Consider the following 23,408-nt stretch of genomic DNA (forward strand, 5'->3'; position numbering starts at 1 on the left):
TGCGGAGGGGTTCGCCGGCGCGCCCCGGGCATGAGTTCGGGTGGAGGCGGGGCGTGGTGGGGATGGGACGCTGCTGGGTCAGGGGGTGGGGGCGGGTTCCGGGCGGCTCGGGCGGCTGGTGAGGGCGATGGCGACGCAGACCAGGACGAGGCCGACGACCTCGAAGCCGTGCGGCACCTGGCCGAGCATCACGACGCCGACGAGCAGCGCGGAGACGGGCAGGATCGCGAGCAGGATGGCGAACTGCGCGGGGCGCAGGCGGCGGAGCACCACCTGGTCGATCGCGTAGGGGATCACGGACGACGCGACCGCCACGCCGACGAGGGCCAGCGCGCTCTGCCACCCGCCGAGCAGCGGCAGGGCACCGGGGCCGGCGAAGGGCGCGAAGACCAGCGCGCCCGCCACCATCGCGAGGGCGAGCGGAGCCAGGCCGGTCCCCTGGGCCGAGACCCGCCGTCCCAGCAGGATGTACCCGGCCCACGCGGCCGCGGCCGCGAGGATGAGCACGAGGCCGAGGACCGCACCCTCACCCCCGTCGTTCACCGTGACCCCGGCGAGCATGACGACGCCGCAGAGCGCCAGCGCGATGGCGACCCGCTCGCGGACACCCTTGCCGGTGAGCGCGGCGACGGCCACCGGCCCGAGGAACTCCATCGCGACGGCGTTGCCGAGCGGCAGGTGCTCGAGGGCCGCGTAGAAGGTGAGGTTCATCGTCGCGAGGACGACGCCGAAGAGGACGCAGGCGAGGAGCGTCTGCCGGGTCCACCGCGTCCGCCACGGGCGCGCCCAGGCGACAAGCACGAGGGCGGCGACGGCGATGCGCGCCCACCCGACCGAGACAGCAGACGCGGTGTCGAAGAGCCCGACGGCGATCCCGGCGCCGAGGTACTGGCAGACCCCGGAGAGCAGGAACAGCAGCGGGGCGGGGAGACGGTGCACGTGCACACTGTCGCACGAGCACCGTCTCCGAGGAGAGGCCTCCCGGGGCAGGAGCACCGACCTGCGATCGCCGCGGTCGCCCCGTCGTCGGGTCAGCCCGGACCGGTCACGCCTTCTTCTTGCCCATCGCCTTCTCCGACACCGGCTCGTCGCCGCTCGCGCGGGCGACCCGCCGGGCCTCGCGGGCCTCGTCCTGGCGCTGCTTCTCGACGCCCGTCGCGATGGTCGCGCGGACGTGCTCGGGGCCGTAGCCGAAGCCGTCGACGAGGTCCTGGGCATAGGGCCGCAGCCGTGCGACGAGCCGGTCGGTGTACGACGACACGGTCCGGGCGCGCTGCGCGGTGAGACGCCCGTTGATGAGGTACCAGGCGAGGTTCTTCTCGATCACCGAGAGCCCGTAGAGGTCGCGGACCCAGGTGAGCACCAGCTGCGTGCCCGGGTCGTCGACGTCGCCGAGAGCCTTGCTGAAGGCCTCCCACTGGACGAGGTCGGCGTGCGCGCGGGCCGCCTCGATGAGCTCGTGCTGGTGGGTGTTGAACAGCGCGGCGGCCTCCTCACGGCCCATCTTGGAGGCGGGGCGCAGGGCGTTGGCGAGCTCGGCGACCATCGTCTCGACCCGGTCGGTGAGCAGCTCGCGCTGCGCGACCTCCTCGCGGAGGTGCCCGGCCGAGCGGCGCACCTCGCCACGGTCCTGGAGGGTCTGGGCGACGCGGCCGAGCGGCGTCCGGTAGAGCACGCTGTCCGCGGCACGCTCGACGACGAACCGCGCCATGCCGATGCCGTCGATGCCCTTGAACCCGGCGGCGTAGTCGGCGAGCAGCCGCTTGCCCACGAGCTGGAGCAGCACCGTGTTGTCACCCTCGAAGGTCACGTAGACGTCCATGTCAGCACGCAGCGACACGAGTCGGTTCTCGGTGAGGAAGCCCTGCCCGCCGCAGGCCTCGCGCGCCGTCTGCAGGGTCTCGAGCGCACGCCACGTCGACACGGGCTTGAGGGCGGCCGCCATGGTCTCGAGGTCCTCGCGGGACTCGGGGGTGTCGGTCTCGCCGGAGAACACCGCGTGGAACAGGTCGAGCAGGCGGTCGTGCGCGAAGTGCCCCGCGTAGGCGTGGGCGACGAGCGGCAGCAGACGCCGCTGGTGCTCGCCGTAGTCGAGCAGGACGGTCTCGTCGGAGCCCGTCCCGGACGAGAACTGCCGGCGCTCGTTGCCGTAGCGGACCGCGGTGGCGAGGGCGATCTTGCTCGCCACGCCGGCCGCGCCGTCGAGGGACACGCGCCCCTGCACCAGGGAGCCGAGCATGGTGAAGAACCGCCGCCCGGGGCTCTCGATCGGCGAGGAGTAGGTACCGTCGGGCGCCACCTGGCCGTAGCGGGCAAGCAGGTCCTCCCGGGGGACGCGCACCTGGTCGAAGTGCAGCCGTCCGTTGTCGATGCCGTTGAGCCCACCCTTGAGGCCGTCGTCGTCACCGCCGACGCCGTCGACGAAAGGCCCGGCGCTGCCGTCAGGGAGGGTCTCGCGGATGGTGGTGTAGAAGGCGTGCACCCCGTGGTTCACCCCGTGGGTGACGAGCTGGGCGAAGACGACGGCGGCCGTGCCGTGCTCGGCGGCGTTGCCGAGGTAGTCCTTCCACGCCGCCCGGAAGGGCGTGTGGATGACGAACTCCTCGGTGCCCGCGTCGTAGGTGGCCGTCGTCGCGATGCTCGCGACGTCCGAGCCGTGGCCGGTCTCGGTCATGGCGAAGGCACCGGGGACCTCGATGCTCATCGCCCCGGGCAGCAGGCGGTCGTGCTGCTCGGGGGTGCCCAGGTGCAGGATCGCCGCACCGAAGAGGCCCCACTGGACGCCGGCCTTGATCTGCAGCGACGGGTCGGCGACCAACAGCTCCTCGAAGCCGGCGATGTTGCCGCCCGCGTCGTCCGAGCCGCCGAGGCGCTCGGGGAAGGCCCGCAGCACCTCGCCCTCCTCGACGAGGAGCTTGAGCTGCCCGAGGACGCGCTGACGCGCGTCGTGCATACTCGCGCCCTCGACCTTGGAGAAGCGCGGGTCGGCGCCGATCTCGCGGGCCCGTCGGCGCAGCCCGGCCCAGCGGCCGAGCATGAGCGTCTGGAGGGCGGGGACGTCGACCGTCGGCTGGTCGCCGTCGGCCTCGGGGGTGGTGCGTGCTCTCTGGCGGTCCGAGACGGTTGTCATGCTGAACTCCTTCGTACAGGCGAGGACGGTGTCAGGGGTCGACGCCCGACGGTGGGCGCCCGGCGGCGGTGGCGGCGGTGGGGTCGAGGCTCAGGCGGTGGGCTCCTCCAGGCGGTCCTGGGTGCGACGCGACCGGGCGAGGAACCCGACGGGCCCTCCCCACAGCCACGCGGTGACCTTGTCGGTGAGCTCGAGGCGGGAGGGGGCGTCGTCGTCCGTGCGGTGCGCGAGCCACCACTCACCGGCGCCGCGGATGAACCCGACCGCACCCGAGCCCCAGGCGGCCGCGTCGACCGGGTCGGCGTCCATCTCCTGGGCGAAGGGCAGCGCGACGATCTCGACCATCGAGTCGAGGAACGGCAGACCGGGGGCGGTGCGGGTGACGAAGTAGTAGACGTTCGGCGAGTGCTCGATCATCTCGAGGTACACGGCGACCATCGAGCGCAGTGCGTCGCGCGGCGTCGTCGCCGTGCCCGCTGCCGCGGTGAGCGCGTCGCGCATCTGGGCGACGACCGCCTCGCCGACGGCGAGCTGGAGGCCGGGCTTGTCGACGAAGTAGCGGTAGACGATCGACTTGGACGTCCCGGCGTGCGTGGCGATCTCGTCCATGGAGACCTCGGGGCCGGCCTTGTGGACCGCGCGGCGGGCGGCGTGGACGAGCTCGACGCGGCGCGCGGCGCGGTGGTCGTCCCAGCGCGTCGACCGACCGTCGGGGGAGGCTGCGGTGTCTTCGGTGACCTGGCTCACGAGACTCACGGTATCAGGTACCCACGGTCTCGGACAGGGGGCGGACGCCACGCATGCCAGAGCCGCGCGCGACCGTCCCGACGCACGACGACGGCGCGACGGGTCTCCCGTCGCGCCGTCGTCGTGGCTCCGCGTGCTGGCGGGCTCGCGCCTCACATCCCCCGGGTGCCGAAGCGGTCGCGCCCGGCGTCCTGAGGGCCACCGGCCATCTCTGCGAGGACCTCGGCGCGCAGCCGACCGTGGTTCTCTGGGTTCGGCGCGGCACCCAGCAGCAGCTTCGTGTACTCGTGCTGCGGGTTCATGATCACCTCGTCGGACGGGCCGCGCTCGACGATCTTGCCCTTGAACAGCACGATGATCTCGTCCGAGAAGTGCCGCGCCGTCGCGAGGTCGTGCGTGATGTAGAGGACCCCGAGGTTGTCCTCGCGCTGCAGGCGGGCCAGCAGGTTGAGGACGGACAGCCGGATCGACACGTCGAGCATCGACACCGGCTCGTCGGCGACGAGGAACCGCGCGCCGGGCGCGAGGGCGCGGGCGATCGCGACGCGCTGGCGCTGCCCGCCCGAGAGCTCGTGCGGGCTGCGGCTCGCGTACGCGGCCGCAGGCGTGAGGCTCACGCGCTCGAGCAGCCGCTCGGTCTCCGCGTCCGCCTCGGCCTGCGTCTTCACGCGGCCGTGCAGGCGGAGCGGCCGCTCCAGGTGGTGCTGGATGGTGTGGAAGGGGTTGAGCGACGCGAAGGGGTCCTGGAACACCATCTGCACGTCGTGGCGGTACCCGGCGAGCTTGCGCCCGTGCGTCGCGCTCACGTGGCCGTCGAGCAGGATCTCGCCCGACGACGGCGTCTCGAGCTTGGCGATCATGCGGGCGATGGTCGACTTGCCCGACCCGCTCTCCCCCACGAGGGCGATGGTCTTGCCGGGCTCGAGCGTGAACGACACGTCGTCGACGGCGCGGAACTTCTTGCCCCGCCCGCCCTGCAGGCGGAAGTCCTTGACCAGGTGCTTGACCTCGAGAGTCTTCATGGTCAGGCCTCCTCTCCGGTGCGGATGAACGACCCGCGGTCACCGGTCAGGCTCGGGAAGGAGCTGAGCAGGCGCCGCGTGTACGGGTGCTGCGCGTTCTCGTAGATGTTCGCGGCCGTGTCGAGCTCGACGATCTCGCCCTGCAGCATCACCGCGATCCGGTCGCTGATCTCCAGGAGCAGCGGGAGGTCGTGGGTGATGAAGACGACCGCGAAGTTGAACTCCTCGCGCAGCCGCATGATCTCGCGGAGGATGCCGCGCTGGACCACCACGTCGAGGGCTGTGGTGGGCTCGTCCATGATCATCACCTGCGGGTTGAGCGCGAGCGCCATCGCGATCATCACGCGCTGGCGCATGCCGCCCGAGAGCTGGTGGGCGTAGCTGTCGAGCCGGTTCGGGTCGACCCCGACCTTGCGGAGGAGCTCCTGCGAGCGCTCCTCCTTCTGCTTCTTGGTCATGCCGGGTCGGTGCGTCGTGAACACGTCGTGGAGCTGCGCTCGGATCGTGATGACCGGGTTGAGCGAGTTCATGGCGCCTTGGAAGACCATGGAGATCTTGTCCCACCGGAACGCCCGCAACGCCTCGCCCTCGAGCCTGCGCAGGTCGACGTCGGTGCCGTCCTGGTCGTGGAAGGTGATCTCGCCGGACGTGAGGTTCGCCGGGGGACGCAGCAGCTGGTTGATCCCGTAGGCGAGGGTCGTCTTGCCGCAGCCGCTCTCGCCCGCGAGCCCGAGGATCTCGCCGCGGTGCAGGGTGATCGACACGTCGCGGACCGCGTGGACCACGGGCGACACCTCGTAGTCGACCGACACGTTGCGGGCGGTGAGGACAGGCTCCCGTCCGTCGACCGAACCGTGGGCTGCGGGGCTGCGCTCGGCAGCGAGGGGGGCGTTCACTGGTCACCCTTCTTCTTGGCGCGCTTCTTGGCGTCGCGGGTGTTCTTCGCCGCGATCGACCCGGCGCGCAGCTTCGGGTTGATGGTCTCGTCGATGCTGAAGTTCACGAGCGACAGCGCTCCGCCCAGGAACGCGATGAGCAGGCCTGGCGGGATGAACCACCACCACGCCCCACGGGTGAGCGCCGCACCCGACTGCGCGTCGTTGAGCATGGTGCCCCACGTGACGCTGCCGGTCGGGCCGAGCCCGAGGTACGACAGGCCCGCCTCCCCGAGGATCGCCGCGACGACCGCGAAGAGGAACTGCCCGGCGAAGAGCGGGAGCAGGTTCGGCATGATCTCGACGAGGATGATGCGCGTCGGCTTCTCGCCGGCGACCTTGGCGGCCGAGACGTAGTCGCGGGTCCGCAGGGAGCGCGCCTGGCTGCGCAGCACGAGCGCCGACCCGGCCCACGACGTCACCCCGAGGATGACGGCGAGGAGCCAGATCGTCCTGCCGGGGATGTACGAGGAGACCACGATCATGAGCGGCAGGCCGGGGATGACCAGCATCACGCTGCTGATGAGGAACATGGTCTCGTCGACCCATCCGCCCAGGTAACCACCGATGACGCCGAAGATCACCGACAGCACGAGGGTGATGACGCCGGCGGTGAGCCCGATGAGCAGCGAGCCGCGACCGCCGTGCGCCAGCTGAGACAAGACGTCAGCGCCGAGCTGGGTGGTGCCGAGCAGGTGGCCGTCCTCGCCGGGCCGCAGCAGGGATGCGTTGTCGAGCGCCGTCGGCGACTCCGTGAAGAAGGGCACGATGACCACGAAGAGCACGATGGCGACGATCACCCCCAGGCCGACGACCAGCTTGGGCGACCGCCGGAGGAGCTGACCGAAGCGCCGCAGCGCCCCACGCCTGACGGCTGCCGGGCCGTCTGTCACCGCCACCGGGGTGTCGTCGAGGACCTCGACGGGGCTCAGCGCCCCACCGCTCGCCTGTGCAGCGAGCTGCTGCTCGCGGATGTCGTCAGCCATTGTGCCGTGCCCTCGGGTCGATGAAGCCGTAGAACATGTCCATGATGAAGTTCGCTGCCAGCACGGTGAGCGTGATGACGAGGAACACCCCCTGCATGAGGGCGTAGTCGTTGCCCTGGACCGCCTGGATCATGAGCCGTCCGAGGCCGGGGTAGGTGAAGACCTGCTCCATGACGATCGAGCCCGAGACCACGAACCCGAGGGCGATGGTGAAGCCGGCGATCGACGGGAGCGAGGCGTTGCGGACCGTGTAGGTCATGAAGATGCGCGAAGGACGCAGGCCCTTGGCCTCGGCGGTGGTGATGTAGTCCTCCGAGAGCGTGGAGACCGTCATGTTGCGCATACCGAGCAGCCACCCGCCGACCGAGCTGAGGATGATGGTGATCGCTGGGAGCGTGGCGTGCCGCAACGCGTCGAGGAAGAAGGCGAAGGAGGCCTCTGGGTTGTCGAAGGTCCACGTGTCCCAGCCTCCGATGATCGGGAACCAGCCGAGCGACACGGAGAAGATGTAGACGAGCAGCAGCGCGAGCCAGAAGTAGGGCACCGACTGCAGGAGCGTCGTCGCGGGGATGACGTTGTCGGCCCATGTGCCGCGCTTCCACCCCACCCACGCCCCGCCGAAGATGCCGAGGAGGAACGAGATCACGGTCGCGGTGCCCACGAGCGCGAGGGTCCACGGCAGGGCCTCACCGATGAGGGTGGTGACCGGCGCCGGGTAGTTCGAGATGGAGACCCCGAGGTCTCCCCGGAAGATCGACCCGATGTAGCTCCAGTACTGCGTCCACATCGAGGCACCGTCGTCGGTGCCGAGGAGGAGCTCCACGCTGCGGATCATCGCCGGGGTGACCTCGCCGCCCAGCCGCGAGAGCTTCTGCAGCAGGATGGTGGCGGGGTCCCCCGGCAAGAGCCTGGGAAGGACGAAGTTGAGCGTGACGGCGAACCACAGGGTCAAGACGTAGAACGCGATCCGTCGGACATAAAATTTCATCGATCAACACTTCCCATGAGCTCGGAGCTCCTCCTCAGACGTCGCAGATCAGTCGGCCGGCGTGATGTTCGCCGCGATGATCCCGGAGGACATCGAGCCCCAGGACGGCGGGAACGCGTACAGGTCGTCCTCGGTGGGCCAGCCCGTGTAGTCCTTCGTGTTCATGAAGGACAGCGTCGAGTTGATGACGAGCGGGATGTACGGGAGATCGGTGACGATGGCGTCCTGGATGATCGCGTACTGCTCGAGGCGCTCCGCGTCGTCGTCGGTCGCGGCGGCGGCCGTGACGGCAGCGTCGACTGCCGGGTCGCTGAAGCGGGAGAAGTTCCAGTCACCCTGCGGGACGGTGGTCCCGACGGGCTGCGTCTTGTCCGTGGTGAACCAGTCGCGGTAGATCTGGAACGGGTCGGCGACGTTGGTGCCGTTGACGCCGTGCACCATGAGCTGGAAGCTGCCCGAGGTCTTCTGCTCGTCGACCTCGGCCTGCGACGCGGTCGAGGCGGTGATCTCGATGCCCGCCGCCTTGGCCTGCTCGGCGATGAGCTTCGCCGCGTTGTTGTAGTCGGTCCACCCGTCGATCGACACGAGGGTCATGGAGACGCGCTCGCCGTCCTTGGCGAAGATGCCGTCGCCCCCCTTGACGTACCCGGCGTCGGTGAGGACGGTCTCGGCCGCAGACACGTCTGCGGACTGCGGGCTCTCCTCGGGCATGCCCTCGGCGACCCACTTCTGGTCACGTGGCATGAGGGCGAAGGTGGGCGAGATGATGCCGGCCTTCTCGGAGAACGCCTTGGAGTCGATCTCCGTGCGGTCGATGGCGAGGTTGATGGCCTGCCGGACGGCGACGTCCGTCTGGGGGCCCGTGCAGCCGAGCTCGGCGTTCGAGCAGGTGTAGATGACGGTCGGGTCCTGCGGGGTGTTGAGCATCCCGATGCGGCCGTCGGCGGTGACGGGCTCGGTGTCGGCGATGAACATCGCGGTCCAGTCGACCTTCCCCGTGGTCAGCAGGCTCTGGGCGGCGTTGTTGTCGTTGATCCCCAGGTAGCGGAGCTTGTCGACCGTCGGCTTTCCCTCTTCCCAGTAGTTCGGGTTCTTGGTGAGGGTGAAGGCCTGCGACGAGGTGGACTCGACCATGTACGGCCCGGTCCCGACGGCCTCTTCGTTGGTCCAGGCACCAGCCTCTTCCGGCGTGATGTCCTTCCAGATGTGCTCGGGGACGATCGCGGCCATGAAGAGCCCGGCGGCGGTCGTGTACTGCGCGGTCTCGAAGGTCGCGACGACGGTGGTGTCGTCGGTGGCCTCGGCCGAGACGAGGCCGATCGGCTTGGCCGGCTCGTAGTTCCAGGTGAAGGCGACGTCCTTCGCGGTGAAGGGTGTGCCGTCGTTCCAGGTGACGCCCTCGCGGGTCTTCACGGTGAGCTGGGTGCCGTCCTCGTTGAACTCGAAGCTCTCGCCGAGCATGGGGACCGGGTCACCCGAGGCGGCGCGGTTGTAGTAGAAGAGCGGCTCGTAGATGGGGCCGAGCGTGCCGTTCTGGATGCCGGTCGAGTACGGGTTGAAGTTCGCCACGAGCGGGGTCTGCGCGCCTGCCCACACGTTGAGGACGGTGCCCTCGGCGTCGTCGCCGCCTCCTCCTCCGCCCCCGTTCGAGTCGCTGCTGCACCCTGAGACGATCAGGGCGAGGCTCGAGGCCAGCGCGGCTGCGGGGAGCAGTCGCCTGAGGCCCTCAGTTCGGATCATCGTCGGTCCTTTCGTCGTGCGACGTCGTGACGTCGCTCACGCCCCGGTCGTCAGAGGCTTTAGTAAGGGAACCTAACGAACAGACTAGGGCTGTGGATGAAGTTTCGCCGACTGTTACCTAATCGAGACGCAGGACACACCCCACCAGTGGCGATGCGTCCCGTCCTGTCCGGTTACGCGCGGTCCGGGACAGACGATGGACACGATCCCACGCGGCGGATGGTCGGGGGCCTTCGCCGGGAGGGACGTCGCCGGACCTCGACGTCAGGGGCGGGCGACCGCCGATCGGAGCGCCTCCGCGGCGGCCAGCGCCACAGCAGGGTCCGTGACCTCGAGGCCGGCGCCGGCACCGCCGCCCACTCCCCCGTCGGCGCTCCGGACCGCCTTCGCCGACAGGTGCACCGCGTCGACGCCGACGGCCACGAGGGCCGCGACGTCCTCGGGGCGGACCCCACCACCAGCCATGACCTGGAGCCGACCCGCGGCTGCGTCGACCATGGCACGCAGCACGGCGAGCCCGTCGAGGCTCCGCGCCGCGCCGCCCGAGGTCAGCACACGGGTCACCCCGAGCGCGCAGAGCGCCTCGACGGCCGACGCCGGGTCGTCGAGGGTGTCGACCGCCCGGTGGAAGGTCACCTCGGCGCCGTCCGCCGCCTCGACGAGGCGGGCGACCGCGTCATGGTCGACGGTCCCCGACGGGGTGAGCGCACCGACGACCACACCGGACGCGCCAGCAGCCACGAGCGCACGGACGTCGCGCAGGTGGACGCCGGTCTCGGTCTCGTCGTAGACGAACCCACCGGCACGGCACCGGACGAGGGGGTGGATCTCGAGCCTCGCCTCTGCCGCGGCGACCGCAGCCGCGACGAGCCCGACGCTCGGCGTGAGCCCGCCGGTCGCCCCGAGGGCGACGCACAGCTCCGCCCGCACCGCTCCGACGTCGGCGGCGACGCGCACCCCGGCGACGTCTTGGACGGCGATCTCCAGCACGGGCGTGCGCAGCACCTGCAGCTCCTCGGGGTCGGACGACGCACTAGCCGCGGCGGCCGTGCACACCCGGGTCAGCGTAGGGCCTCGTCCACAGCCCGGGCCTCTCACCGGGACCGCGACCGAGGTACCAGGTACCGTGGGTGTCGGTAAGTCTTCGCGCTGTCCGGCCGGGACCTGCCCACCGCACCAGAGCGACACCCGAGCGACGACGCGAGGAGACGAACGTGCCCCGAAGGACCCCTGCAGCACCCGGTGAGGACCACAGCTCGACAGCCCAGGCCGAGGCGCGACGAGCGCTCCGGGACGCGGTGATCGTCGGCGGGAACCGCATCCCCTTCGCCCGCGCGGGCGGCACCTACGCCGACGCCGGCAACAAGGACATGCTGACCGCCGCCCTCGACGGGCTGGTCGCCCGGTTCGGGCTGCAGGGCGAGCGCCTCGGCGAGGTCGTGGCGGGCTCGGTCCTCAAGCACTCCCGCGACTTCAACCTCACCCGCGAGTGCGTCCTCGGGTCCGCGCTCTCCCCCACCACGCCGGCCTACGACCTCCAGCAGGCCTGCGCGACGGGTCTCGAGGCCGTGGTCTCGGTGAGCAACAAGATCCGGCTCGGGCAGATCGAGTCCGGCGTCGCCGGTGGTACCGACACCATCTCGGACGCCCCGATCGCGGTGAGCGAGGGGCTGCGGCACGCGATCCTCAAGGCCTCGCAGGCCAAGACGCTCAGTGCCCGCCTCAAGGCCTTCGCCGCCGTGCGCCCGGGCGACCTCGCACCCGCAGCCCCGCGGACCGACGAGCCGCGCACCGGGCTGTCGATGGGCGAGCACCAGGCGCTCACCACCGCGCGCTGGGGCATCAGCCGCGAGGACCAGGACGCCGTCGCCCTCGCGAGCCATCAGAACCTCGCCGCCGCCTACGAGGCCGGGTTCTTCGACGACCTCGTCACGCCGTTCCGCGGGCTGGCCCGCGACCAGAACCTGCGCGCGGACACCTCCGCCGAGAAGCTCGGCTCGCTCAAGCCCGCCTTCGGCACCTCGCTGCCGACACCGGCCACCATGACCGCCGGGAACTCGACGCCGCTCACCGACGGCGCCTCCGTGGTGCTCCTCGCGTCACGCGACTGGGCCGACGAGCACGACCTGCCAGTGCTGGCGCGGGTCGTCGACGCCGAGACCGCCGCGGTGGACTACGTGCACGGCCACGACGGGCTGCTCATGGCACCCGCCCACGCGGTGCCGCGTCTGCTCGCCCGCGCCGGGCTCTCCCTCGACGACCTCGACTTCGTGGAGATCCACGAGGCCTTCGCGTCGACGGTGCTCACGACGCTCGCGGCGTGGGAGGACGACGAGTACTGCCGCACCGAGCTCGGCCTCGACGGCGCCCTCGGGTCGGTCGACCGCAGCCGCCTCAACGTCGTCGGCTCCTCCCTCGCGGCCGGTCACCCCTTCGCCGCGACGGGCGGGCGCATCGTCGCCACGGCCGCCAAGCTCGTGGCAGCCCGCGCTGCCGAGACCGGCCAGGTGTCACGCGCGCTCGTCTCCGTCTGCGCCGCAGGAGGCCTCGGCGTCGCCGCCCTCATCGAGTCCGTCCCCGGGGACACCACCACGACCGACGCGACTGCGGACGGAGGACGGCGATGAGCGACGGCTACATCTCCCTGGTCAACGGTGGTCTCGGCGCGAAGGTCGCCAAGACCCTCGGGCTGCCCCGCCCGTCGGTGCTGCGCCGCTTCACCGAGGGCGCCCCGCTCACCGCGGGTCCCGTGCTCGTGCTGGGCGCCACCACCGGCACGGGCGAGGACTCCGACATCCTCGCCCAGCTGCTCATGTCGACCGGCTTCGCCGCAGCCGACCTCGAGGTGCACCGCACGGTCGTGGGGACCGAGCACGTCCCGTGGGGTGCGGTCGTGCTCGTGCTCACCGAGGTGACGCACCCGGACGACCTCTCGGCCCCGGCGCTCGACCTCGCCTCGACGCTGCGCTCCCTCGCCCCGGGAGGGCGCGTGGTCACCGTGTCCCGCACGGCGACCGCCGACGACGCACCTGCCGTCGCCGCAGCACGCCAGGGCGTCGAGGGCCTCCTGCGCTCGGTCGCCAAGGAGCTCCGCGGCGGCGCGACGGCCAACGGCGTCGTGCTGACCGACGACGTCGACCTCGCCGCCCCGTCGGTGGGAGCGGCGCTGCGGTTCCTGCTCTCGGCGAAGTCCGCCTACGTCGACGGCCAGACCCTCACCGTCGGCTCGGCAGCCGGGTCGGCCGTCGACTGGTCCAGCCCGCTCGACGGCCGCGTCGCCGTCGTGACCGGTGCCGCGCGAGGCATCGGCGCAGCGATCGCCGAGACGCTGGCGCGCGACGGGGCCCGCGTGGTCGTGGTCGACGTCCCGGCGGCCGGCGAGTCCCTCGCTGCCGTCGCCAACCGCATCAAGGGCACCGCCCTCCAGCTCGACATCACCGCCCCCGACGCCGGCGAGCGGATCATCGAGCACGCCGTGTCCCGGCACGGGAGCATCGACATCGTGGTGCACAACGCGGGGATCACCCGCGACAAGCTCCTGGCCAACATGACGCCCGAGAAGTGGGACGCCGTCCTCGCCGTGAACCTCGCGGCCCAGCTGCGGATCGACGACGCGCTCATGCGGTCCGAGCACTTCACCGACGCGCCGCGCATCGTGTCGTTGGCCTCGACGAGCGGCATCGCGGGCAATCGTGGTCAGACGAACTACGCGACCTCCAAGGCCGGGGTCATCGGCATGGTCCGGTCGACCGGCCGGCTCATGGCGAAGGTCGACGGGACGGCGAACGCCGTCGCCCCCGGGTTCATCGAGACCGAGATGACGGCCCGCATGCCCTTCGCGACCCGCGAGGTCGCCCGCCGCCTCAGCTCGGTGCAGCAGGGCGGCCTGCCGATCGACGTCGCCGAGGCGGTCGCCTTCCTCGCCGGGCCTGCCGCCGGCGGGATCAACGGCACGACGCTGCGCGTCTGCGGGCAGAACATGGTCGGCGCATGACGGGCTCCCTGCGGACGGTCAAGACCCTCGCCTCTGTCCCCGAGCTGCGCGGCCTCTACGCGAGGGCGCTGCTGCCGCGCCGCACACCCGACCCGGCGACGGCCACCCTGCCGTCGGTCACCTACCGGGTGGCCGACGTGGTGGCCGAGCCCGAGCACCTCGTCGCGTACCAGCGGCTCCTCGGCGAGCCGGTGGACGGCACGCTCCCGGCCGGGTTCGTGCACGTCCTCGCCTTCCCGGTCGCGACGGCCCTCATGGTGCGCGACGACTTCCCGCTGCGCGTCGCCGGGATGGTGCACCTGGCGAATGCCGTCACCGTGCACCGCGCCGTGGGCGTCGCCGAGCAGCTGCTCGTCGAGGCCCACGCCGAGAACCTCCGCCCGCACCGCACGGGCACGCAGGTCGACCTCGTCACCGAGGTCTCCGCGCGCTACGGCGCAGGCGACAGCACCGAGGTCGTGTGGCGCGGGGTGTCGACGTACCTCGCCAAGGGCGTCCACGCCGGTGGTGCGCCGCGCGCCGACGACCCGACGGTGCGCGCCGCGTCGGACGGCAGTGCGTCGACAGCCTCCACGTCAGCCGGCGACCGCCCGACCTTCACGCCGCCGACCCCGACCGCCCGGTGGTCCCTCGACGCCGGGGCCGGCCGTCGCTACGCCGCGGTGTCGGGCGACCACAACCCGATCCACCTGTCCGCGCTGACCGCGAAGGCTTTCGGGTTCCGGCGGGCGATCGCCCACGGCATGTACACGGCCAGCCGCGCCCTCGCCCAGGTGGGGCCCACCCGCGGCGAGGCCTTCGACTGGACGGTCGACTTCGCGTCGCCCGTGCTGCTCCCGGGGACGGTCGACCTCGCGTTCACGCCGCGCGGGGACGTCCGAGGTGCTGAGGCTGCTGCCCCGGGCGGGTCGGGCCTCTCGGGTGCCTCGGACCACGGCGCTGGCTTCGACTACGTCGGCTGGGATGCTCGCCGGTCCCGTCTGCACCTCTCCGGCTCAGTGGTCCCGCGGGGCTGATCCGGCCAAGCCCGGCACGACCAGACGCAAGGACCGGCCGCTCCGGCACACAGTCATGTCGTGGGGTGCACCAGCGCCTCCGTGACGCAGGGGGCAGTCATGATCTCGACCAGGCAGAAGGGCATCGCCGGTGTGCTCACGCTCGGGCTGGTCCTCGCCGGCTGCGCGGACGGTGGCGCCGTCCTCGCGGCACCGGCCCCCGACCCGCTGGGCGAGCCGCAGCGATACACCACGTCGGCATTCATCATCCAGCAGGGTGACGAACCTCCGGAGCTCTGCCTGAGCACGGTCATGGAGTCCAACCCACCGCAGTGCGGTGGGCCGACGGTCGTCGGCCTCGACTGGGCCGACGTCCCCGACGCCGAGACGGTCATGGGTGTCACCTTCGGCTCGGCCTGGGTGGTCGGGACCTACGCCGACGAGACCTTCACGCTCACCGAACCGGTGAGCAGCGACCCGCCGGCAGGGCACGTCCCGCCCGGCTCGACGCCTCCCACCTACTCCCCGCCCAGCGGCGACGCGCCGTCGGCCGAGGACGGGGAGGCGGCCATGAGCGCTCTCGGCGAGCACGCCACCGAGGTCGGGCTGCTCGTCTGGTCGCCCGACCCGACCACCGGACGGTTCAGCGCGGACGTGATCCGGCTCGACGCCAGCACGGAGGCGCGCATCCACGAGATCCTCGCGTCCTGGTACGAGGCCGACCAGATCGACCTGTACAGCAGGCTGGAGCCTCTCCGCTAGCCCGAACCAGTCGCCTGCGACATACCGGCGGCAGGCCAGCACCCGTGGCAGCCACCTCAGGCTGCGCGGCGCGCCACGGCCGCGAGCGCCGCGGCCCTCCCCGCGCGGGTGGCGCCGATGGTCGACGCACCTGAGCCGTAGCCGGCGAGGAGCACGCGGGGGTCGCGGTCGACGTGGACGCCGTCCGTCGCGATGCCACCGCCGGGCTCGCGCAGGCGCAACTGCGCGAGGTGGTCGACGGCGGGCCGGAAGCCGGTGGCCCAGAGGATGACGTCGGCGCGGACCTCTCCGTCGGGGAACACGACCCCGGTGGGCGTGATCTCGGTGAACATCCCGCGGGAGACGAGCACGCCGTCGTCGATGCCCTGCTGGTAGACGGGCGTGAGCGGAAGGCCGGTGGCACCGACGACGCTCAGGGTGGTCAGGCCGGCGGAGGTCCGCTCGACCACGCGGCGCTCGACGTCGCGCCCCCACTCCTGGTCGAAGGCTCGGTCGTCGAAGACGGGCGGCCGCCGGGTGGCCCAGGTGGTCGTGGTGACCTTGGCGAGCTGCAGCAGGAACTGGACGGCCGAGGCCCCACCGCCGACGACGACCACGTGCTGGCCGCGGAGCTCCTCGGCGGAGACGAAGTCGTGGGTGTGGAGCTGCCGCCCGAGGAAGGTCTCGCGCCCGGGGTACGCGGGCCAGTAGGGCCGCGTCCAGGTGCCGGTGGCGCTGACGACCGTGCGGGTGGTCCACGAGCCTGCGTCGGAGCTGACGACGAGCGGTGAGCCTCGGTCGACACCGCGGTCGTCGACGTCCACGGGCCCGTCGGGCCCCTCGAGCGGGCGGACGTCGCGCACGCGGACCGGTCGGACGACGTCGAGCCCGAAGGTCTCCTCGTAGGTGCCGTAGTAGCGGCTGACCGCGACCGACGCGGGCTCGGTCGGGTCGGGGGCACCGATCGGCAGGCCGGGCAGGTCGTGGATGCCGTGGGCGGCGCCGAGGGTGAGGGAGTCCCAGCGTTCGCGCCAGGCGCCGCCGGGCCCGTCGCTCGAGTCCAGCACGACCATGTGCTCGCCAGGCTCGAGCCCGCTCCGGCGCAGGTGGTAGGCGGCCGACAGCCCGGCCTGCCCTGCCCCGATGACCACGACGTCGTACACCTGCACTCCTTGCTTGAACGTTCAACTGCTAGCGTAACCGCCTCCACCACCCGGATGTTCCCGTCCGCCTCTGGACGACGTGCTGTCAGCCCTCCGTGAGAACCTGGACGCATGCCCACCTCGGAGACCACCGGACACGACAGCGCCCCGAGCAGCACCTCGACAGGATCCGCATCAGCCTTCGCCCCCGAGGCCTACGTCGAGGTCCTCACCTTCGACGGGACGGACCTCAGCGGGATCGACGCGGTCGACTCCCGGATCATCGAGTGCTCCTTCACCGGCACAGACCTCTCCGGCGCCGAGCTCGCCTCGTCCCGTGTGAGCGACTGCACCTTCGACGCGGTCAACGCCTCGACGCTCGACGTCTCCTCAGGCGACTGGCAGGACGTGACGGTCCGCGCGAGCCGGCTCGGCGGGGTCCAGGCCTACGGCTCGCAGTGGTCCCGGGTGACCTTCGAGGGCACCAAGATCGACTACCTCAACCTGCGCGAGGCCCGGCTGACGGACGTGACCTTCACCGACTGCGTCATCGGCGAGCTCGACCTGGCGTCCGTCCGCGGCACCCGGATGAGCTTTGTCGGGACGCGCATCGCCCAGCTCACGCTGTCCCGGGCCACCTTGACCCGCGCGGACCTGCGCGGCGCCGACCTCGGCCAGATCACCGGGATCACCGGCCTCAAGGGCACCACGGTGAGCACCGACCAGTTCCTCGACCTCGCGCCGCTGCTCGCCGCCCACCTGGGCATCTCGATCCAGCCCTGAGGAGGGTCGCCGACACCCCCGGAACGGCTCCGCCCCGGCCGGGTGGACCAGCCGGGGCGGAGTGCCGGGCGGGCTCCAGGAGCGCCCGCGGGGCGAGCACGGCTCGCGAGCCGTGAGACGAGAGGCCGGACGTCAGGCGTCGACCAGCGCACCCACCGGGCGGGCGACACCCTGGGCACCGGACCGTGCACCGGCCTCGGGCGCGGGGCCACAGCCCTCGGCGGCGGCGATGAAGCCGGCCGCAGCGGTCGCGATGAGGCCCGAGAGCCCGCTGCCCTCGGGCAGCGGACGGGGGTCGTCGGCCACGGTCCAGCAGGCGTCGACGATCTCGTAACGGGCCGTCGGGCCGTCGGTGACGTAGCTCTCGAGGGCGGAGACCAGGCGGTCGACCTCTTCCTGCGTGGTCCCGACGCCGACGCTCGCGCGCACCGCCCCCGAGGCGTAGCCGAGGCGGGCAAGGAGCGGGTGGGCGCAGAAGCGACCGTCGCGCACGCCGATGCCGTGCTCGGCCGACAGGTACGCGGCCACGAGGCCCGGGTCGTGCCCGACGACCGAGAAGGTCACCACGCCGACCGGGTCTGCGGCGTCGGCCCAGGCGCGCACCACCTGGACGCCGGGGATCGACTCGAGCCCGGTCACCAGCCGCTCGCGCAGGAACGCCTCGTGCGCCTCGAGCGTGCCGGCGGGCAGCGCCGCGAGGGCGTCGCAGGCAGCGGCCAGTGCGACCGCGCCGACCACGTTGGGCGAGCCGGCCTCGTGGCGGGCCGGGGCGTTCGTCCAGACGACCTCGTCGATGTCGACCTGACGGACGGCGCCGCCTCCGGCGAGGTACGGGGTACCGGCGTCGAGCCAGTCGCGACGGCCCACGAGCGCGCCGGACCCGAAGGGCGCGTAGGTCTTGTGCCCCGAGAACGAGATGTAGTCGACGTCCGTGGCCTCGAGCGAGAACCGGCGGTGCGGGACCAGCTGGGCACCGTCGAGTGCGACCCGCGTCCCGGCGGCGTGGGCGATCGCGACGACCTCGGCGACGGGCAGCAGCTCACCGGTGACGTTCGACGCCCCGGTGAGGGCGAGCAGCGCGTAGGGGGCGCGGGCCAGCTCGTCACGGATCGCCTCGAGCGTCTCGGCGACGGTTGCGGCGCCGTGCAGCACGGTCGCGCCGCCGGCCGACCGCTGCCAGGGCAGCAGGTTGGCGTGGTGCTCGACGTCGAGGACGAGCACCCGGCCCGGGGTGCCGTCGGCGTCGGCCGGGATGCAGCCGGCGAGCAGGTTGAGGGAGTCCGTGGTGTTGCGGGTGACGACGGTGACGTCGTCGCCGCGCGCCCCGACGAAGGCGCCGATCGTCTGGCGCGAGGCCTCGTAGAGGGCCGTCGACACCTGCGAGAGGTACCCGGCGCCGCGGTGCACGGACGCGTAGAGCGGCAGCACCTGGGTCACGCGGTCGGCGACGGCCTGGAGCGCGGGGGCGCTCGCTGCGCAGTCGAGATTGGCGTAGGTGACCGTGCGGCCGTCGACGAGCGGGACGAGGGTGTCCGAGCCGACGACCGGCAGGCAGGACTGGGACTCAGGGGTGGCAGACATGGATCCTCCAGGACGGTGTGGGGATCGACGCACCTGGGTCCGACCGAGTCCCGCGCTTGCCGGAGCCCGTCTGGGTCCGGCCAGGTCGTCACCCGGGGCACCCCACCGCGGAGGAGGGTTGCCGGCCAGCAAACCGGGGTTACGCGCTGGCACTCATGACCTGCGTCAAGGATTGGCGCGCCTCGGCGTCCATGTCAATCAGCGAGCACACTCTGTCTTGCATGCTGGACTGGCTGTCTCATTCTGGCGGTCGGGGGTGATGCTCAGGGGGACAACCATCCAGAGCGGCTGAGTGACCTGGCACGACGACGCCGCAGCAACCCCTCCACGCACCGCGCGTCGGGGCGAGGGTGCTACCGCCAGGACCGATGGAGGATCCTCATGAGCTACGCAGGCGACCTGACCCCCCAGCAGGCGTGGGACCTGCTCGAGTCCACCCCCGACGCCGTCCTCGTGGACGTGCGCACCGTGGGCGAGTGGCAGCAGGTCGGTGTCCCCGACATCGCCGACCTCGACGGCGACCGCGAGGTCGTGTTCGCCGAGTGGGCCACGGCCTTCGGCCCCAACCCGACCTTCGTCGAGCAGCTCACCGAGGCGGGTCTCGCCCCCGGCGACGGCCGCCCGGTGATCTTCCTGTGCCGCTCGGGCAACCGGTCGATCGGCGCAGCCGTCGACGCCACGGCCGCGGGCCTCGGGCCGTCGTACAACGTGCTCGAGGGCTTCGAGGGCGACACCGACCTCTACGGCCAGCGCACCGTGAACGGCTGGCGCCTGCGGGGCCTGCCGAGCACCACCTACACCGCCGGGGAGTGAGCCCCGATGTCGACCGCCCCCGACGCCTCGACCTCCGCCCCTGCCGATGACGGCTCCCCCGCCGTCCGCTCCCTGCGTCCTGCGACGGTCTCCGTCCGCGGCGGCCAGGTGCGCTCGGAGTTCCAGGAGACCTCCGAGCCGATCTACCTCACGCAGGGCTACGTCTACGACCGTGCCGCCGACGCCGAGGCCGCCTTCAAGGGCGAGACCGACCGGTTCATCTACTCCCGGTACGGCAACCCGACGGTCCACATGTTCGAGGAGCGCCTGCGGCTCCTCGACGGTGCCGAGGCCTGCTACGCGACGGCGACCGGCATGTCCGCCGTCTTCACCTCGCTCGCCGCGCTCGTCCGGTCCGGCTCTCGCATCGTCTCGGCCCGCGCACTCTTCGGGTCGACCGTCGTCATCTTCGACGAGATCTTCGCGGACTGGGGTGTGACGGTCGACTACGTGGACGGCCACGAGACCGACCAGTGGGAGGCGGCGCTGGCCACCCAGGCCGACGTCGTGTTCTTCGAGACGCCGTCCAACCCCATGCAGGACATCGTCGACGTCGAGCGGGTCTGCGAGCTCGCGCACGCGGCCGGCGCCGTCGTGGTGCTGGACAACGTGTTCGCGACACCCATCCTCCAGAAGCCCTTCGAGCTCGGCGCGGACGTCGTCGTCTACTCGGCGACCAAGCACATCGACGGGCAGGGCCGGGTGCTCGGCGGCGCGATCCTCGGCTCGACCGAGTACATCGAGGGGCCGGTGCAGAAGTTCATCAGGAACACCGGGCCCTCGCTCAGCGCCTTCAACGCCTGGGTGCTGCTCAAGGGTCTCGAGACCCTGCCGATCCGCGTCGCCGCGCAGACGGCCGCCGCCCTGAAGGTCGCCGAGCACCTCGAGACGCTGCCGGGGATCACCCGGGTGCGCTACCCGTTCCTGCCCTCGCACCCGCAGCACGCGCTCGCCCTCAAGCAGCAGACGGGCGGCGGGACCGTGGTGACCTTCGACCTCGCCGTGCCCGAGGGCACCGACCCGGAGGCCGCCAAGAAGCGCACCTTCGCGTTCCTCGACGCCCTCGAGGTCATCGACATCTCGAACAACCTCGGCGACGCCAAGTCGCTCATCACACACCCGGCGACCACCACCCACCGACGTCTCGGCCCCGAGGGGCGCGCCGCGGTGGGCATCGCGGAGACGACGGTGCGCCTGAGCGTCGGCCTCGAGGACGTGCAGGACCTCATCGACGACGTGGAGATCGCGCTGCAGGCCTGATCCTTCACCCAGAGGCTGGGCCCGTGCGCCAGGGGCCCAGGCGCGGCGGACGATGGTTGACTGGCGTGGTGACCGAGCAGCCCGCACCGCAGTCCGCCGCGCGCCGCGCCGCGTCGAGCACCACCCCGATGACCCGCCTGCTGGTGGGCCTGCTGGTCGGAGCGGCGGGCACCGCGGCCACGGCGGTCCTCGGCGAGCTGCTGGTCGCGCCCCTCGTCGGCTGGGCAGCCGCCGCGCTGGCCTTCACCGCGTGGACCTGGTGGGACGTGTGGACGATGGACCCGTCCGAGACGGCGGCGCACGCCACCCGCGAGGAGCCGACCCGTCGGGTGGCGCACCTCGTCGTGCTCGCGGCGGCGCTCGCGAGCCTCGTCGGGGTCGGCGTCCTGCTGCTCGCCTCTCCGGAGGACCACCGGTCGCAGGTGGTCGCGGCCGTGGTCGCCGTCGTGAGCGTGGTGGTGTCGTGGCTGGCCGTGCACACGCTCTTCGGGCTGCACTACGCGCAGGCGTACTTCTCCGAGCCGGCCGGGGGCATCGACTTCAACCAGGACGACCCGCCCCGCTACTCGGACTTCTTGTACGTGGCCTTCACGATCGGCATGAGCTTCGCGATCTCGGACACGGACGTCAGGACGTCGGAGCTGCGCGCCGCGGTGCTGCGCCACGCGCTGCTGTCGTACCTCTTCGGCTCGGTGATCATCGCGTCGGTGGTCAACCTCGTCGCAGGCCTCTGATGTCACAGGTCTCTGATGTCGCAGCGCTCTGACGCCCCAGGGCTCTGACCCCGGGCGCTGCACCCACCGCGACGCGCACGAGGCCCCGGTCAGGTTCGACCGAGGCCTCGTGCGGGCGGGTGCGCGTCAGGCGGTGACGAGCGTCCCGAGGACCGAGGTGAAGAAGGTCAGACCGTCGGTGCCGGCACGGGGGCCGGCTTCGGCGGCCGTCCCGAAGCCCACCTCGACGGCGTGCTCGGGGTGCGGCATGAGACCGACGACGTTGCCCGCCGCGTTGGTGATGCCGGCGATGCCGCGGCGCGAGCCGTTGGGGTTCTCGCCCGCGTAGCGGAACACGACGCGCCCCTCGCCCTCGAGCTCGTCGAGGGTGTGCTCGTCGGCGACGAACTGGCCGTCCTGGTTCTTCAGCGGGATGGTGATCTCCTGGCCGGCACGGAAGCCGCGGGTCCAGGCGGTGTCCGCGTTCTCGACCGTGAGGCGCTGCTCGCGGCACAGGAAGGACAGCGAGTCGTTCTTGATCATCGAGCCGGGCAGCAGGTGCGACTCGGTGAGGATCTGGAAGCCGTTGCAGATGCCCAGGACGGGCAGGCCGCCCTTCGCGGCGTCCACGAGGACGTCCATGACCGGGGCGAAGCGCGAGATCGCACCGGCGCGGAGGTAGTCGCCGTAGGAGAACCCGCCCGGCAGGACCACGGCGTCGACGCCGTGCAGGTCGGCGTCGGCGTGCCACAGCGGCACGGCGGTGGCGCCAGCGATGCGGACGGCGCGGGCGGCGTCGCGGTCGTCGAGCGTGCCGGGGAAGGTGATGACTCCTATCCGCGCGCCGGTGAGGACGTCGCTCATGCCTGGGCGCCCGGGACGGCCTCGAGGCTCGCGGCGTCGATCACGGCAACGACGTCCTCGATGACGGGGTTGGACAGCACGGTCGCGGCGGCCTCGCGGGCGGCGGCGAGGACCTCGTCGGTCACCGGCCCGTCGACCTCGAGCTCGAAGCGCTTGCCCTGGCGGACGCTCGTGAAGCCGGTGAAGCCGAGCCGCGGCAGGGCGCCGGCGACGGCCTTCCCCTGCGGGTCGAGGATCTCGGGCTTGGGCATGACGTCGACGACTACGCGTCCCACGGGGGCTCCTAGTGCTCGGTTCTGGTCACGCGAGGGCGTGAGGGCGGAGGCACTGCGAGGCTCGGGCGTCAGACGCCCGGTCGGTCCCCTGCGTGCTTCGCGCACAGTTTATCGCGCGGGCGCACGGGCGGGGGCCGCGTCTCGCGGCCGTACCGACCACGGTCATCGACCCGACGTGCCGCCCTCGGACGCCTCGTCGAGCCAGGCCGTGAGGAGCGGGCCGACCGGGTTGAGACGACGCGCGAAGGCTGCGTCCGTCTCGTCCGGCGGCAGGGTCGTGACGAGGAGCAGGACCTGCTCGCGGGCGACGCCCGTCCCGAAGAGCCCCTCGACGTCGAGGGCTCGCAGAGCCGCCTCCATGGCCGCGAGCCGGAGGTCGTGCTCCGTGGCGGCATCGGCCGGCGACATGTCGAAGAGGTCACCGCGCGCGGTGAACAGGTGCTCGAGGCTGGCGAGGTGCTCGTCGCCGTAGACCGCGAACGGGCTGTCGGGGAGGTCCCACCGGGTCTCGCCGTCAGGCGTCACGACCAGGTAGGGGCGCAGCGCCTCGCCGCTCGTGGCGAGCGCGTACACGCAGAAGGGCCCGTCGTGCTCGGCGTGCAGCTGCTCGACCGCCTGCCGGGTGGCGTGGGCGATCACTGCCGTCAGGGCGACGTCCCCCTCCGGCACGCTGCCGGCTCCGCGACCGGCGGCGGTCAC

Annotated in this window: 22 protein-coding genes and 2 riboswitches; of the genes, 8 read left to right on the forward strand and 14 right to left on the reverse strand. The window is 72.0% G+C overall.

Annotated elements, in window-relative coordinates:
• Window positions 1–78: 78 nt before the first annotated feature.
• The 9 genes from SKED_RS17120 to SKED_RS17160 all read right to left on the reverse strand — a co-directional run bounded on the left by SKED_RS17120 (window position 79) and on the right by SKED_RS17160 (window position 10,553).
• Window positions 79–939: an EamA family transporter gene (locus SKED_RS17120; protein WP_143755822.1), complete on the reverse strand. Its 861-nt coding sequence runs from the start codon at window positions 937–939 to the stop codon at window positions 79–81.
• 106 nt (window positions 940–1,045) lie between these two features.
• Window positions 1,046–3,130 (reverse strand): acyl-CoA dehydrogenase family protein, encoded by a 2,085-nt coding sequence (locus tag SKED_RS17125; protein ID WP_012868443.1) that lies wholly within the window; start codon window positions 3,128–3,130, stop codon window positions 1,046–1,048.
• Window positions 3,131–3,220: 90 nt separating this feature from the next.
• Window positions 3,221–3,877, reverse strand: coding sequence for a TetR/AcrR family transcriptional regulator (locus tag SKED_RS17130; RefSeq protein ID WP_012868444.1), 657 nt, complete (start codon window positions 3,875–3,877; stop codon window positions 3,221–3,223).
• A 152-nt stretch (window positions 3,878–4,029) separates the two neighbouring features.
• Entirely contained in the window at window positions 4,030–4,899 is an 870-nt protein-coding gene (locus SKED_RS17135; protein ID WP_012868445.1) for an ABC transporter ATP-binding protein, read from the reverse strand.
• Window positions 4,900–4,901: 2 nt separating this feature from the next.
• Entirely contained in the window at window positions 4,902–5,795 is an 894-nt protein-coding gene (locus SKED_RS17140; RefSeq protein WP_012868446.1) for an ABC transporter ATP-binding protein, read from the reverse strand.
• Window positions 5,792–6,820: an ABC transporter permease gene (locus SKED_RS17145; protein ID WP_012868447.1), complete on the reverse strand. Its 1,029-nt coding sequence runs from the start codon at window positions 6,818–6,820 to the stop codon at window positions 5,792–5,794. Before SKED_RS17145 ends, SKED_RS17140 begins: the two co-directional genes overlap by 4 nt.
• Window positions 6,813–7,808: an ABC transporter permease gene (locus tag SKED_RS17150; protein WP_012868448.1), complete on the reverse strand. Its 996-nt coding sequence runs from the start codon at window positions 7,806–7,808 to the stop codon at window positions 6,813–6,815. Before SKED_RS17150 ends, SKED_RS17145 begins: the two co-directional genes overlap by 8 nt.
• Window positions 7,809–7,856: 48 nt before the next feature.
• Entirely contained in the window at window positions 7,857–9,548 is a 1,692-nt protein-coding gene (locus SKED_RS17155) for an ABC transporter substrate-binding protein (protein ID WP_012868449.1), read from the reverse strand.
• A 264-nt stretch (window positions 9,549–9,812) separates the two neighbouring features.
• On the reverse strand, window positions 9,813–10,553 hold the full coding sequence (locus tag SKED_RS17160) for a copper homeostasis protein CutC (protein WP_012868450.1): 741 nt from the start codon (window positions 10,551–10,553) through the stop codon (window positions 9,813–9,815).
• 209 nt (window positions 10,554–10,762) lie between these two features.
• On the opposite strand from SKED_RS17160, the gene SKED_RS17165 reads away from it, so the two are divergent.
• The 4 genes from SKED_RS17165 (at window position 10,763) to SKED_RS17180 (ending at window position 15,299) form a co-directional block, all read left to right on the forward strand.
• A complete protein-coding gene (locus SKED_RS17165; RefSeq protein ID WP_012868451.1) occupies window positions 10,763–12,175 on the forward strand; it encodes an acetyl-CoA C-acetyltransferase in 1,413 nt (470 codons plus the stop codon).
• The gene (locus tag SKED_RS17170) at window positions 12,172–13,542 is read left to right on the forward strand and encodes a 3-oxoacyl-ACP reductase (RefSeq protein WP_012868452.1); all 1,371 of its coding nucleotides are present in this window, start codon (window positions 12,172–12,174) and stop codon (window positions 13,540–13,542) included. The genes SKED_RS17165 and SKED_RS17170 overlap by 4 nt, the downstream gene beginning before the upstream one ends.
• Window positions 13,539–14,558, forward strand: coding sequence for a MaoC/PaaZ C-terminal domain-containing protein (locus SKED_RS17175; RefSeq protein WP_012868453.1), 1,020 nt, complete (start codon window positions 13,539–13,541; stop codon window positions 14,556–14,558). The genes SKED_RS17170 and SKED_RS17175 overlap by 4 nt, the downstream gene beginning before the upstream one ends.
• A gap of 99 nt (window positions 14,559–14,657) precedes the next feature.
• Window positions 14,658–15,299, forward strand: a complete 642-nt coding sequence (locus tag SKED_RS17180; RefSeq protein ID WP_012868454.1) for a hypothetical protein — start codon at window positions 14,658–14,660, stop codon at window positions 15,297–15,299.
• Between the two features lie 56 nt (window positions 15,300–15,355).
• Here the strand turns inward: SKED_RS17180 and SKED_RS17185 are convergent, their stop codons facing one another.
• Complete coding sequence (locus SKED_RS17185) at window positions 15,356–16,441, reverse strand: FAD-dependent oxidoreductase (RefSeq protein WP_012868455.1); 1,086 nt, start codon at window positions 16,439–16,441, stop codon at window positions 15,356–15,358.
• 111 nt (window positions 16,442–16,552) lie between these two features.
• Between SKED_RS17185 and SKED_RS19245 the strand changes: the two genes are divergently transcribed.
• Window positions 16,553–17,203 carry a pentapeptide repeat-containing protein gene (locus tag SKED_RS19245; protein WP_012868456.1) on the forward strand — a complete coding sequence of 217 codons (651 nt, stop codon included), beginning with the start codon at window positions 16,553–16,555 and terminating at the stop codon, window positions 17,201–17,203.
• A gap of 132 nt (window positions 17,204–17,335) precedes the next feature.
• On the opposite strand, the gene SKED_RS17195 is transcribed toward SKED_RS19245, so the two are convergent.
• On the reverse strand, window positions 17,336–18,784 hold the full coding sequence (locus tag SKED_RS17195; RefSeq protein ID WP_012868457.1) for an aminotransferase class V-fold PLP-dependent enzyme: 1,449 nt from the start codon (window positions 18,782–18,784) through the stop codon (window positions 17,336–17,338).
• Between the two features lie 47 nt (window positions 18,785–18,831).
• Window positions 18,832–18,945: riboswitch (SAM riboswitch) on the reverse strand.
• Window positions 18,946–19,056: 111 nt separating this feature from the next.
• A riboswitch (SAM riboswitch) is annotated at window positions 19,057–19,159 on the forward strand.
• 6 nt (window positions 19,160–19,165) lie between these two features.
• Here SKED_RS17195 and SKED_RS17200 point away from each other — a divergent pair.
• The 3 genes from SKED_RS17200 (at window position 19,166) to SKED_RS17210 (ending at window position 21,591) form a co-directional block, all read left to right on the forward strand.
• Window positions 19,166–19,597: a rhodanese-like domain-containing protein gene (locus SKED_RS17200; RefSeq protein ID WP_012868458.1), complete on the forward strand. Its 432-nt coding sequence runs from the start codon at window positions 19,166–19,168 to the stop codon at window positions 19,595–19,597.
• A gap of 6 nt (window positions 19,598–19,603) precedes the next feature.
• Window positions 19,604–20,857, forward strand: coding sequence for an O-succinylhomoserine sulfhydrylase (locus SKED_RS17205; protein ID WP_012868459.1), 1,254 nt, complete (start codon window positions 19,604–19,606; stop codon window positions 20,855–20,857).
• A gap of 68 nt (window positions 20,858–20,925) precedes the next feature.
• Entirely contained in the window at window positions 20,926–21,591 is a 666-nt protein-coding gene (locus SKED_RS17210) for a DUF1345 domain-containing protein (RefSeq protein ID WP_052293938.1), read from the forward strand.
• Between the two features lie 126 nt (window positions 21,592–21,717).
• Here the strand turns inward: SKED_RS17210 and purQ are convergent, their stop codons facing one another.
• The 3 genes from purQ to SKED_RS17225 form a co-directional block, all read right to left on the reverse strand.
• The gene (gene purQ, locus SKED_RS17215) at window positions 21,718–22,434 is read right to left on the reverse strand and encodes a phosphoribosylformylglycinamidine synthase subunit PurQ (protein WP_012868461.1); all 717 of its coding nucleotides are present in this window, start codon (window positions 22,432–22,434) and stop codon (window positions 21,718–21,720) included.
• Window positions 22,431–22,709, reverse strand: a complete 279-nt coding sequence (gene purS / locus SKED_RS17220; protein WP_012868462.1) for a phosphoribosylformylglycinamidine synthase subunit PurS — start codon at window positions 22,707–22,709, stop codon at window positions 22,431–22,433. Before purS ends, purQ begins: the two co-directional genes overlap by 4 nt.
• Window positions 22,710–22,871: 162 nt before the next feature.
• On the reverse strand, window positions 22,872–23,408 hold the full coding sequence (locus SKED_RS17225; RefSeq protein WP_012868463.1) for a DUF4303 domain-containing protein: 537 nt from the start codon (window positions 23,406–23,408) through the stop codon (window positions 22,872–22,874).

The sequence above is a fragment of the Sanguibacter keddieii DSM 10542 genome (assembly GCF_000024925.1).
GTDB classification, from domain to species: Bacteria; Actinomycetota; Actinomycetes; order Actinomycetales; family Cellulomonadaceae; genus Sanguibacter; species Sanguibacter keddieii.